13 protein-coding genes and 1 pseudogene are annotated in these 12,287 nt (G+C 61.5%); 3 read left to right on the plus strand and 11 right to left on the minus strand.

Annotation, left to right across the window (positions count from 1 at the left end; translation table 11 throughout):
* Positions 1-31: 31 nt before the first annotated feature.
* The 5 genes from BX592_RS03690 to cuyB form a co-directional block, all read right to left on the minus strand.
* Positions 32-937: a ferritin-like domain-containing protein gene (locus BX592_RS03690; protein ID WP_134190284.1), complete on the minus strand. Its 906-nt coding sequence runs from the start codon at positions 935-937 to the stop codon at positions 32-34.
* A gap of 204 nt (positions 938-1,141) precedes the next feature.
* Positions 1,142-1,357, minus strand: coding sequence for a transcriptional regulator (locus BX592_RS03695; RefSeq protein WP_134190285.1), 216 nt, complete (start codon positions 1,355-1,357; stop codon positions 1,142-1,144).
* Positions 1,358-1,646: 289 nt separating this feature from the next.
* Positions 1,647-2,309, minus strand: coding sequence for an NADPH-dependent FMN reductase (locus BX592_RS03700; RefSeq protein ID WP_134190286.1), 663 nt, complete (start codon positions 2,307-2,309; stop codon positions 1,647-1,649).
* 238 nt (positions 2,310-2,547) lie between these two features.
* Positions 2,548-3,879 (minus strand): dicarboxylate/amino acid:cation symporter, encoded by a 1,332-nt coding sequence (locus BX592_RS03705; RefSeq protein WP_243849282.1) that lies wholly within the window; start codon positions 3,877-3,879, stop codon positions 2,548-2,550.
* A 228-nt stretch (positions 3,880-4,107) separates the two neighbouring features.
* Entirely contained in the window at positions 4,108-4,857 is a 750-nt protein-coding gene (cuyB, locus tag BX592_RS03710; RefSeq protein WP_134190287.1) for a cysteate racemase, read from the minus strand.
* 256 nt (positions 4,858-5,113) lie between these two features.
* Between cuyB and BX592_RS03715 the strand changes: the two genes are divergently transcribed.
* Positions 5,114-6,436 carry a TIGR00366 family protein gene (locus BX592_RS03715; protein ID WP_134190288.1) on the plus strand — a complete coding sequence of 441 codons (1,323 nt, stop codon included), beginning with the start codon at positions 5,114-5,116 and terminating at the stop codon, positions 6,434-6,436.
* 78 nt (positions 6,437-6,514) lie between these two features.
* On the opposite strand, the gene BX592_RS03720 is transcribed toward BX592_RS03715, so the two are convergent.
* Both BX592_RS03720 and BX592_RS03725 read right to left on the minus strand, forming a co-directional pair.
* Entirely contained in the window at positions 6,515-7,039 is a 525-nt protein-coding gene (locus BX592_RS03720) for a YkgB family protein (protein WP_134190289.1), read from the minus strand.
* Between the two features lie 22 nt (positions 7,040-7,061).
* Entirely contained in the window at positions 7,062-7,394 is a 333-nt protein-coding gene (locus BX592_RS03725; RefSeq protein WP_134190290.1) for a DUF4148 domain-containing protein, read from the minus strand.
* A 357-nt stretch (positions 7,395-7,751) separates the two neighbouring features.
* On the opposite strand from BX592_RS03725, the gene BX592_RS03730 reads away from it, so the two are divergent.
* Both BX592_RS03730 and BX592_RS03735 read left to right on the plus strand, forming a co-directional pair.
* On the plus strand, positions 7,752-8,729 hold the full coding sequence (locus tag BX592_RS03730) for an alpha/beta hydrolase (RefSeq protein WP_134190291.1): 978 nt from the start codon (positions 7,752-7,754) through the stop codon (positions 8,727-8,729).
* Positions 8,730-8,901: 172 nt separating this feature from the next.
* Positions 8,902-9,975: a DUF6765 family protein gene (locus tag BX592_RS03735; protein ID WP_134190292.1), complete on the plus strand. Its 1,074-nt coding sequence runs from the start codon at positions 8,902-8,904 to the stop codon at positions 9,973-9,975.
* Between the two features lie 89 nt (positions 9,976-10,064).
* Here the strand turns inward: BX592_RS03735 and BX592_RS03740 are convergent, their stop codons facing one another.
* The 4 genes and pseudogenes from BX592_RS03740 to BX592_RS03755 all read right to left on the minus strand — a co-directional run bounded on the left by BX592_RS03740 (position 10,065) and on the right by BX592_RS03755 (position 12,114).
* Positions 10,065-10,619, minus strand: a complete 555-nt coding sequence (locus tag BX592_RS03740; protein ID WP_134190293.1) for a carboxymuconolactone decarboxylase family protein — start codon at positions 10,617-10,619, stop codon at positions 10,065-10,067.
* 79 nt (positions 10,620-10,698) lie between these two features.
* A pseudogene (locus BX592_RS03745) lies at positions 10,699-11,073 on the minus strand (aspartate aminotransferase family protein); the annotation flags it as partial.
* A gap of 35 nt (positions 11,074-11,108) precedes the next feature.
* A complete protein-coding gene (locus BX592_RS03750) occupies positions 11,109-11,651 on the minus strand; it encodes an ankyrin repeat domain-containing protein (protein ID WP_134190295.1) in 543 nt (180 codons plus the stop codon).
* Positions 11,652-11,889: 238 nt separating this feature from the next.
* Entirely contained in the window at positions 11,890-12,114 is a 225-nt protein-coding gene (locus tag BX592_RS03755; RefSeq protein WP_134190296.1) for a dodecin family protein, read from the minus strand.
* Positions 12,115-12,287: the final 173 nt, after the last annotated feature.

Raw genomic sequence — 12,287 nt, forward strand, 5'->3', positions numbered from 1 at the left:
ACGGCGCGGAATCGGCGCGACGGGAGGCCTTTTACTTCTTCATGAAGCGCAGCGCAAGCCGCGCGAGCCGCGGCATCATCAACGGACGCAGCAGACGTGCATCATAGCCGCTCATGCGTTGCTCGTTTTCGACGACGCACAGTGCGAGAAGTTGCCGCGCGTTCAGCCCATCGCCGATCGTCGCACTGTTGGCCGCGAGGAAATTGGAATCGTGCGCGACGCCGTCGGCATCGATACCCTTCGCGATGGCGATGCGGTCCCACACCAGTTTTGCCCAGATCGCGGCCACGCGCAGCGAGTGCCATGGACGACGCCACCACGGCATCGTGCGCCGGTACCAGGTGACCCAGTTGATAAAGAACAGGATATGGCGCGCCTCTTCCTGAATGACCGGTTCGAAGGTTTCGACGAGCGCTTCGGGGAAGTAACCGGATTGCTGGGCTGAACGGAACAGGCCGAACGCGAAGAAACTGTCGATGCATTCGCTATAGCCGGTAAACATCCATGCCCATTCGGGATCGCGCGGCGCGGGGTATTCGGGCTCCGGCGCAAGCTCGATGCCGTATGCGGCGACGAGGCGCGACAGCACGTGCTTGTGACGCGCTTCTTCGGCTGCGTCCATTTCGATCGCTTCGCGTAGCAACGGGTCCTGCAATGTGGCCGCGTAAGTGGCCACGCGAATCGATGCGCGACCTTCGGTTTGTACGGCGATGTCCCAGATCGGTAGCGACGTCAGGCGTTTCAGCGCGTCCGGCGCGAGCGGTGGCCAGTTGATGACCGCGGGTTTATAAGGGTTATGAGTTTCCAGCAACATGCGGCAGAACATCTGCTTGTGATCTTCGGAGCCGATTCGCATGCGGGCCTGGTGTCGATACTTCCAATGGCGCAGCGCATGGTCGGCTCGGGCGGCAGCAGCATCTGTCAAGGTATCGGACATGGCAGGTGTGATGGAGCGTCTCGCAGATATGGCACCCTATTTTGTCACAATAATCTGGTATGTCGCTTGCGCGGCCGCACCGGCCGCCACAGGCAAGCGTTTGCGCATATGTCGGCTGCCGGCGCGAATGCTGTCCTGGTGCTGAATCGCACCTGTATCGGTCAGCGGCTTTCGTATGGTAATTGGACTTGCGCTGCGCGTCTTTTATTGATGGTCGTCGACCCACAGACGTCCCCAGCGGAACGCGTAGGCCAGCGCGTGTTCTTCGTCGAAGAAGTAGTCGAGTGCGTCGAACGAATACGCGTGGCCCGGCTCCGCCGCGCTTTTCTCGATGGTCAGATTGGCCGCGAACAATCCGTTCGGCAGGCGCTGTGCGGCGGGGGCGACCCGGTACCCCTTGTAGCGAATCAGTCGGTTCATTTGGTCCTGAGTCCGGTTCTGGTTCATCCGGTTGACGCGACTATCGTTCGCCAAAGCTTGCACGTCTGTGGGGTCGCACACGGTGCGACGACGCGCTCTGTGCGCGTGGCCGCATAGCGCGTGCGATTGGCGTGCGATTGGCTTTCGCGTGACGTGAACTGGCGGATCGGGTGGCGCTGTTCCGTGACACGGCTTAACGATCGGCGCGATGCGGACCGTCACCGTCGTCGATGCACATAAAGTGCGTGGTGCTCGAGCGCGGCGACCGGTCCTTGCCCTTGGTCTTGCGCTAGTCGGCCAGAGCGAAGATGCCCGCAAGGCTCGCATGAGGTGAACCGCCGGGTTCTACCGCACCACCGCTATGCGGCTGCCCGCCGAACGCGAGCGCGAATTGCGCGGCCTGGCGTCCGACTGTCGCGAGTTGTTCGGCGACCTTCGGGTCCGAGCAATGGTCCGCACTATCGAAGCGCGTTTCGAGCGTGTTGATGCCTGCGCCGAACGGCGTGGGCCACGCGCGCAGCGCGTGCACGATCGAGCGCAGCGAGGTCAGCACCGAGCCCGCTGCCTGCCATCCGTACGCAGTCACGATACAACCGGCCGCGCGTCCGTCGAGATACGGGCGCGCATCGTCACGCAGGTCTTCGAGTGTGTCGAGTGCGTTTTTAACGAGCCCGGATACGCCGCCGTGATAACCCGGCGTTGCGATGACCAGTGCGTCGGCGTTGCGTACGGATTCGATCAGCTCACGTTGCTCTTCGGTGCGCTCGACGCTGTCCGCCGCGTAGTGCGGCAGCCGATGCAGGAACGCGCCGCCGAACAGACGGGTTTGCGCGCCGGCCTGTTGCGCGCCGCGCAGCGCGAATGCAAGCGCGCGCTCGGTCGACGACGCCGCGCGTGTCGTGCCGCCGATGCCGACGACAAGGGGCGCGCGGGGATGCTCGAAACGGTTCAACTGATGACTCCTTGCTCAGTAACGGTGCGGCTACGGCCAGGCTGGAACCGCTATCTTAGAGATCGATTCGCGTGGCGCGAACCGACTTTTCGTTCTAACGATATACCGAACAACGGCTGTTTGCAGGCAGGCCGCGTGACGCCAGCGCCGCACGCATGCTGTTCTGCAGGTGGCGCCCGGCGCCGTGCCGCAAAGTTCAATGCGTTTGAGCTTTGCGGCGACCCGAACTCGCATCGAACTAGTGCGACGACCTGGATGCGGACAGGCCGGCCGGCGCTGTAGCCGCATCGTCGGGTATCGACGGAATCGTTTCGGATAACGGATAGGCATGACCGGTCCAGGGCTCCAGTCCGTTCTCCCATTTCGCGATGACTGCGGACGCGACACTATTGCCGACCACGTTGGTGGTCGTGCGTCCCATATCGATGAACTGATCGATCGCAAGCAGCAGCACGACGCCTTCGACCGGCAGCCCGAATAGCGGCAGCGTCGCGGCAATCACGACGATGGCCGCGCGCGGTACGCCGGCGACGCCCTTGCTGGTCAGCATCATCACGAGCAGCATCCAGAACTGTTGCCCGAACGACAGGTGAATGTCATAGGCCTGCGCGATAAAGAGCGCGGCAAACGCCTGATACATCATCGAGCCGTCAAGGTTGAACGAGTACGCGAGCGGCAGCACGAAGTTGCTGATGCGCGGTTTGACGCCGAAACGGGTCAACTGCTCGATGGTCTTCGGGTAAGCGGCTTCGCTGCTCGACGTGCAGAACGCGATGATCATCGGTTCGCGAATCATCCTGATCAGCGCGAAAATCGGCTTACCGAGCACGCCATAACCGGCTGCGAGCAGCACGCACCACAACACCATCATGCTGAAATACACCGCGCCGATAAATTTGCCATACGTGACAAGCATGCCGAGCCCCTGCACGGTAATCACCGCGGCGACTGCACCGAACACGCCAAGCGGTGCGAACCACATCACATAGCCGGTAATTTTCAGCATGATCGAGAACAGTCCCTCGATTGACGATAGCAGTGCGGGCGGCAGCTTGTCTTTCATCGCGCCCATTGCAATGCCGAAGAACACCGAGAACACGAGAATCGGCAAGATCTCGTTGTTCGCCATCGCCTCGACGATGCTGGACGGCACGATGTGCGTGACGAAGTTGTGCAGATTGAACGCGGCAGTGCTGACACCCGCGCTCGCACCCGCCGCCGGCACATGCAGGTTCATCTGGTGGCCCAGGTCGAATGCGTTCGCCAGCACCATGCCGATCAGCAGCGACGCGAACGATGCGCAGAAAAACCAGCCGAGCGCCTTCAGGCCCGCGCGGCCGACCACTTTCGGGTCGCCGATCGCAGACAGCCCTGACACGAGGCCGCTGAATACGAGCGGCGCGATCACCATCTTGATGAGCCGCAGAAAGATATCGGTAACCAGCGAGAAATTGGCGGCCATCGCTTTTGCTGCCGCAGGCGAATCCGCCGATTGGTGACAGAGGTACCCGGCCGCGATGCCTAACAGCATGCCGACGACAATCGCCAGCCCCAGTCTGTTCTGTTTCACGCTTTGTCTCCCGCGCATCATGCGCATTGAAATGGACTTATGCGTTGCAAGCCGCGCGCCGACTTCTGCCGGTAGTGCGGCAGAACTATCTTCATCGACCAAAATTCATTGCGCTGATTGGCATGTGAATGCGCGTGATTGCACCGCTCATTGCGCCGCTTGGTTAACGCCGCTTGGTTCACTAAGTAAAGGTATCGATGCGCGACACCGTGCCCGGTGTGCATGGCGTTACGTGCGGGATATCGAAGCAGCCGGCAGCGGCTCGAAGCGGAGTGCATAGCGTACGCAACGCCGTGCGAGGTGAGTGGTGGCGTCGAGTACAGGTCGCGTGAGGTCGCCATCGCTGAGTACCAGCGGCACTTCGGTGCAAGCCGCGATCACCGCATCCGCGCCCGCGTCGATCAGCATTTCGCCGAACGTGCGCATCGCGTTGCGCGTCGCGCTGGACAGGTCGCCGAGTTTGACCCGGTATAGCAGCGCCATCAGGCGCTCCTGATCAGCTGGCGTGAGGACGACCGGAGTGCGCCCGAGACGCGCGAAAGCCTTTTGATAGAGACCCGCTTCAATGCAGCCGCGCGTGGCAAGCAGGCCAAAGCGCGGCGAATTCGGGAACAGATGATCGCAACTTGCACACGCCTCTTCGATCATGCTGACGAACGGCACATTCACCGCTGCGCGAATCTCGGGCTCGAATGCGTGCGCGGTATTGCACGGCATCACGAGAAAATCGGCGCCCGCGCGCTCGAGTCCCGCAGCCATCGCGGCGAGCACCGTGCCGGGCGATTCGCCGCGGCCGGCAAGCGCTTCGCTGCGATCCGGTATTTGCGGGTTTGAATCGATGTGCACACGAAGGTGATCCTGCTCGCACTCGGCTGGCGTCGCCGCAATCAGCTTCGAGTAAAAATCGACGGTTGCCCGTGGGCCCATCCCGCCTAGAACGCCGATTACGAGACTTGCCGATGGTGTGCCGTTGGCCATGACGATTCCCGATCGCGGAAAGGGTATGGTCGATGATAGTTTTCAGAACCGTAATCTTCCAGATTCAATTGCGCGGGCGATGATTGACAGTCGTGCAACGCTTGCGAATTGCATACTTCGGACACGCGATTGCAAGTTTTATGTGAAAATCCTGCGCCTGCGAGTGAGTGCCGCGAATAAAAATGAAAGGCCTGCCGCACATGGGCGCGTTTAGAAGAGCCCACACGCAAACCGATGAAGGATAAGGAGTAGACAGTTGATTCAGCGCATCTCGCAGTTTTTCACGCAGGTCGTGCACCGCGTGCTTCCCGACCCCCTGATTTTCGCCATCTTCCTGACCATCGCGACCTTCCTGCTGGCATTCGGCCTGACACCGAAGCCGCCGATCGAGCTGATTTCACTGTGGGGCGCGGGTTTCTGGAATCTGCTCGCGTTCTCGATGCAGATGGCGATGATTCTGGTCACCGGGCACGCGCTCGCGAGTTCGGGCCCGGTCAAGCGGCTGCTCGTCGCGCTGGCGAATTCCGCGCGCACGCCGGGGCAGGCCGTGATGCTGGTCGCTTTCGTCGGCGCGGTCGCATGTGCAATCAACTGGGGTTTCGGGCTCGTGCTCGGCGCGATGCTGTCGCGTGAAGTCGCGCGGCGTGTGCGCGGCACCGACTACCGGTTGCTCGTCGCCTGTGCGTACATGGGCTTTCTGACGTGGCACGGCGGCCTGTCGGGCTCGGTGCCGCTGGTCGCCGCGACCAAGGGCAATCCGATGGAAAAGACCATCGGCCTGATCCCGGTGTCGCACACCATTTTCACCGGCTATAACGCGTTCATCACGTTCGGGCTGATCGTGATGCTGCCGATTCTCGCGCGCCTGATGATGCCGAAGCCACAGGATGTGGTCGCGGTCGATCCCGCGTTGCTCGAAGAACCGCCGACCGTCGAACGCAAGCTGCCGCCGAACGCAACGCTTGCCGAACGCCTCGAAGAAAGCCGGTTGCTGGCGATGCTCGTCGCACTTGTCTGCTATGGCTTCCTGGTTGTGCGCACAGTGACGAAGGGCTTCACGCTCGACATCGACACGGTGAATCTCGTGTTCCTCGCGACCGGCATGCTGCTGCACAAGACGCCGATGGCGTATGCACGCGCGGTGGCCGCGGCGGCGCGTGGCGCGTCGGGCATCATGATCCAGTTTCCGTTCTACGCCGGCATTCAGGCGCTAATGGATCACTCGGGTCTGGCCGGCGTGATTACGAAATGGTTCGTCGATATCGCGAACGTGCACACGTTCCCGCTGCTCGCGTTTCTGAGCTCGGCGGTCATCAACTTCGCGGTGCCGAGCGGCGGCGGCCACTGGGTCGTGCAAGGGCCGTTCGTGATGCCGGCCGCGCAGGCGCTCGGCGCAGACCTCGGCAAGTCGGCGATGGCAATCGCCTACGGCGAAGCGTGGACCAATATGGCGCAGCCGTTCTGGGCGCTGCCCGCGCTTGCGATCGCCGGGCTCGGCGTGCGCGACATCATGGGCTATTGCGTGACCGCATTGCTGTTCTCGGGCGTCGTGTTCGTCGCCGGGATGTACCTGTTTTAAGCCCCGCAAATGATTCGAGGGCGTATGCGATCGATCGGATCGCACACGCCCTCGAACCTGTCTCCTCCGTGTTGGCGCTTATGCCAGCGCGCGCCGCCCGTCGTTACTCTGCGTTGCACGTCCATCAACCAGCACCCGCGCAACGTCTTCCTTCAACAGGTAGACCGACACCGCCAGCAGCACGACATCCTTCATCAGGAACGGCACGTTGCCTGCCATCGCCGGGAAGCCGCCCGCCGATGCCGCCCAGCCGTCAGGCATGAACGGAATGATGGTGACCGTCCCGACGAAGGTCGCAACCGACCCGAGCGCGCCCAGCACGCCGATGCGTTTGTTCCAGAAACCGATGAAGATCAGCGTGCCGAACAGCCACTCGGATACGCCGAGAAACCAGCTTGCACCGCGAATACCGAATACCGGGTACAGCCAGAAGATCAGCGGGCCATGGCTGATGTAGGGAATCAGCACCTGCGCTTCGTAGTTAAACCATTTCTGGTAACCGAAGAACAGAAAGATGATGACCATCGACGCACGCACGATGTGATAGCTAAGGTCCCGCTTCAGCAGACCCGTGCGAGCCAGTGCGTTCACTAGTGTGTCCATGTTTCGCTCCTCGTTTTGTTCATTAATGGTGGCTATACAGGTTGCCGGTTTGACGGCGCTCGTTCCATCCGGCGGCCGGACGGGAACCTGAAGAGAAGCTGCCGCTAGCGGAGCCGCCATATGCGGTGTCGGCGGCGGCCTTGCTGGCCGCGCGGTTCGCGACATACACGGTGGCTGCATTGGGTTGCGCGTCCGGATAGTGGACCCTGCTGGTCGGATACGTGCCGTTCTGTTCGGCTGCGATCAGTTCGTTACGGACCTGAGCGCGAGTCAACGGCGCGACGTCAGTTGCATGAGCGGCAAACGGAGGGACCAGCAGCGCGGCAACGACAAGAGCCTGATTCAGACGTTTCATGGCAGACACCTTTAAGAAGAGTTTCCGTCGACGACGGCATGGGCTGAACTTTAGGTGCACGCGCTTTCTGCGTGAATCGCACGGCGGCTCATGAAACTGCTCTTTCGACTCACGCCCCGACGGAACTTCGCATACGTCCACCGGCGTGCGTCGAGCGCTATTCGCATTCATGCATTGCCGACGATTCTCGTCAGTCGCGGGTTGGACGGAGTGCGGATTCGAACGGCGTTCTCGTAATCCAACGGCGGATCGCAGCCATTCGATCGAGCGACATCGGGTTGCCGCATCGGGCGGAATAACTGTGTTGCCCGAACGTTAATAGCAAATCGACCGAACCCCGTGAAGGAGGGCACAACGATGGATGAGCTTGATCCGCAAGTGTTGGCCATGCTCGATGAGCGCCGTCGAAAAACGGCTGCGCTGCCCGCGCAGGAGTGGCCGCAGCGGCTTGCGTCGGTGCGTGAGCGTCTGGAACGATTGTCGGCGTTGGGCGGTTCGCGGGAGGACGTTGCGCAGGTGATCGATCGCACTCTGCCGGGGCCGGCAGGCGCGATTCCGGTGCGTATTTATGATCCGCGCGGCACTGATGATGAGCGCGCGGAGGACCGACTGGCAGCGGCACTGGTCTTCTATCACGGCGGCGGCTTTGTAGCGGGCGGCCTTGAGAGTCACGACGTCTTGCTGCGCGCGCTGACGAACCGCGCGCAGTGCGTGATCGTCGCCGTTGACTATCGGCTGGCACCTGAACATCCGTACCCGGCTGCGAATGAAGACACATGGGCCGCGTTGCAGTGGGTGCACGACCATGCCACAGAACTGAACATCGATGCTGCGCGCGTCGCGGTGGGCGGCGATAGCGCCGGTGGACTGCTGGCTGCTTATGTCGCGCAACGCGCGCGACGCAGCGGCTTGTCGTTGCGTCTGCAACTATTGCTCTATCCGAACACCGACGCGACAATGTCGCGTCCATCGTGGCAGACGTTCGGCATGCCTTATTTCCTCACCGACCGGCAGGACATGATCGAGCGCTACGACGCATGGTTGCCGCCCGGGATCGACCGCGCTTCGCCGGACGTTTCGCCGCTGTTCGCAACCGATCTGACCGGTCTCGCGCCCGCGCTGATCATCACTGCCGATCATGATGCGCTGTGCGACGAGGGCAATGAATATGCGGCGAAACTGCGTGCGGCGAAAGTCGCAGTCGAACATGTTTGCTGGCAAGGGATGGTGCACGGCTTTGTATCGATGGCCGGCATACTCGACGCGGGCAAGGCGGCGATAGAACGGATCGCAGCCGTGCTGCGCATTGCGTTGTCACAAAAGCGTCCCGATTAATTGACTGATTAAGGCGGTTGTCGTTAAAAGCTGACCAGATTCATTCGATTTATCGATGGGGACGCTGCGTCGCGCACGGCTTGAGTGGTGTTTGGCGGAGCAGTTTTTGTATGACGAAAGCGTGCACGTGTCGCGCCGTATGTATTGCGCCGTCAATCAACGAGGGGACGCCATGAACATCGATTTCCACTACGGGGTGATCTATATCGCTGCAAGGCTCGGCGGGTTGTCCGCGCCGGATGCGCAAACCGTCGCGCACGCGTGCCAGTACATCGACGATGCGACGACGCCGGGTTTGCTGAAATTCGATGGCGGTGAGCAGTTCGAGCGCTTCGCGTCCGCGCATAAGATGTTCGATTATCAGAACGTGCAGGACGATTTGAACCGGCTTGTGTGGACTCCGTTTCATTTCTTGCCTGCGGGTGTTGGCGACACGCTGGAAGAACGCGCGATCTGCCGGCCCGATAGCGACGTCGCGCGCGATCTCGTGAAGCATGCGCTTGCGCGACGCGGTGCCGACAATGCGTTGCACCGGTTGGGCGTGACGTTGCATACCTACGTGGACACATGGGCGCATCAGGGTTTCTCGGGTATTGAATCCGACTACAACAAGGTTTCGCATCTCGAAGCGGACGACTGCACGCGCGAAGACTGGCTCGAGCGTCTGGAGCGCTACACCGTGCATCTGGTCGACCGTTTTCAATCGGATGTGCTGACGCGCGCGCTGCCGCTTGGGCACGGTGCGGCGCTGACCTATCCGGACTTGCCGTGGGCGAAATGGCACTACAGGAACGGCAAGGGCAAGTTCGTGCGGCGCGATAACCTGCCTGAATTCATGACCGCGGCGGACATGGCCTGTCGTGTGGTGCAGGCGTGGGTCGCGAAGGCGGCCGACTTTGCCAGTCAGCCGGGCCTGCCTGCCGCCGCAAGAGCTGCCCTGCAGCAACTGCTCGCGACCAACATCGACATGGATGAAATGAAGCGGCTCAACGTGATTCGCGATGCGGCCGCGGCGGGTTCGATTCCTGGCATTCAGGAGCCGATTCCGGTGTATATCGCAAAGGGCGCGGGTTCATGGAAACACATCGCGACAGGCATCAAGGCCAATGATGACGGCGATGAGCTTTCGCAATGGACGCGAGCGTTCGAAACGAGCGACTATCGCAAGTTTCATGATGCAGTGAAGGAGCATCGTTTCGCGGTCGTGCAGGAGATCTTGCCGGTGTGTGGGCTGCGGCTTGCGTGATGAGTCCCGAACGACAAGGCGTTTGAGTAGAGAATGGGCCGCATGCGCGGCCCTTCGTTTATCGGTGCGCGCATCGCTTGTGAAAGCGCTTAGTCAGCGAACGGCAGCGAGCTTTGACCCTCGGCTCGCATGTCGAACACATTGAGCGTCATCGCGACGAGCGCGTAGTAGCCGAGCAAGCCAACCAGATTGATGACCACCGTATGACCGAAGCGATCGACCGCCTGCCTGTAAGTCGCATCGGATACGCGCTTCGTTTCGTACAACTCGGTCGCAAAGCGATAGATCAGTTGATCGTCGTTGTCGGCGAACGTCGGTTCGGCGCCTACGCGAATCGCTTCGGCGATATCCGCCGGCAAACCCGCCTGCAGCGCAATCGGATAGTGGATGTACCACTCGGCTTGCGCGCTCCAGCGCGCCGCGGTAACGAGGATCGCCAGTTCCGACAGACGCAGCGGCAGGCCGGTCTGGTAACGGCAGAACGCGCCAAGGCGCTGTGCGTGCTGAGCCAGTTCCGGGCTGAAGATCCAGCCGAGAAATGGCCCATTGAGATTGCCGCGCGGGCCGCTCAGAATGTCGTTGAGGACGGCCTTCTGCTCGTCGGTGGCCGTCGCGGTCTGGAATTGCGGAAGTCGTTGGCTCATGGTGGTTTCAGGTGGAATAGCGCGCATGCATCATAGCGCCGGCGACGTTGCGCCGGCAGATCTACCGCAGCGCGTGACGTCAACGCGCAATCGCTGCACCAATCGATTTCAACGCTGCATCGATCGCATCACCCAGCCGCTCGACGATCGTCGCGACGTGCTGCTCGGTGTAGATGAACGGCGGCGCAAGCAGCACATGGTCACCGCGCTTGCCGTCGGCAGTGGCGCCCATCGAATACGCCATCAAACCGCGCCGCATCGCTTCGCTTTTGATCAGCGCATGCAGTTTGTGTTTCGGATCGAACGGCGTCTTCGTCGCACGGTCGTGCACCAGTTCGACGCCGACAAAAAGACCTCGTCCGCGCCCATCGCCGATCGACGGATGTTTCGCATATCGCTCGCGCAGCAACGCGCGCAACTGTTCGCCGCGCGCCTTTACGTTGTCGAGGCAGCGGCGTACCCGGTGCGGGCCGCCACCGCTTCGAAGATTCAGCCGCGCGGCTTGGACAATTGCGCGGCGGTGTCGGCGGCGCCCATGCGGGCGGCGGCATCGGCGGCCGAGTTACCGCCCGCGTCACGCGCTTGCGGATTGGCGCCGCGCGCAACCAGCAGATCGACTATATCGGTGCGGTTGAACATCGCGGCCACCATCAGCGCGGTGCGGCCGTCCGGCGATGCGCCTTCGACATCCGCGCCATGGTCGAGCAGGATCTCGATGATCGATTTGAAACCTTTGAATGCGGCGCCGGCGATCGGCGTTTGCCCGTTGTTGTTGCGCAGGTTCGGATTCGCGCCCTGCTCGAGCAGCGTACGCACGGCGTCTTCATGGCCGTGATACGCAGCGAGCATCAGCAGGCTGTCACCCTTTTCATTGCGTAGATTCGGCGGTACGCCTTTCTCGATCACCGCGGCGAGCATGGTCGCATCGCCGCGTCTCGCCAGTTCGAATACCTCGTGTGCGAGTTCGAGCAGTTGCGGGTCGATATCGTCGGATGGTTGCTGCGCAGGCGTCGGTTTCTGGGTGTCGGTCATCGCGGACTCCTCGTGATAGGGCGGCGACGCCGGCATGCTGTCACGGCTTGAGCAGCTTGATCAGCTTGACCTGCGTCGCAGGACCGTCAAGCATAGCGCGGATCGCCTGTCGGCGTGTGGCTGCGGGGGCATCCATGACTGTATGCACTCGCTTGCCCGGCGATATGTAGCAGAGTGCGTCGTAGCACGATGAGCCGGGCTTGACGGTATGCCTCGCGCCGCGTTGTCCGCACAATGCTCAGGCTTCGTATTTGAACGACAGGGTTACACGGGCTCGATATTCAACCACCTTGCCGCCATCGACTCTCATGTCCAGCTTGCAGACTTCCGCGATGCGCAAATCGCGCAGCGATTTCGCAGCGGTCTCAACGGCATTTTTAGCTGCTTCCTCCCACGAGCTTGCGCTGGTGCCAATAATTTCTGTCACGCTGTAAACGCTGGGTGCCGGGTTCGATGTAGCCATGATTCCTGCTCCTTTGGTTAAGAGGCACGAACGACGCACCTCGGTCATTTATCATAGGCGCCTGGTGCCAAAACATCGCTTGAAGTAGCACACATACGAATCCCGGTTCACCACGAATTTCATTGGCGGATGCGTACTGGCTCGGAGCGGTTTCAACGGCCGATCGGGTCCGC

Source organism: Paraburkholderia rhizosphaerae, assembly GCF_004366595.1.
In the GTDB taxonomy this organism is placed as follows: domain Bacteria; phylum Pseudomonadota; class Gammaproteobacteria; order Burkholderiales; family Burkholderiaceae; genus Paraburkholderia; species Paraburkholderia rhizosphaerae.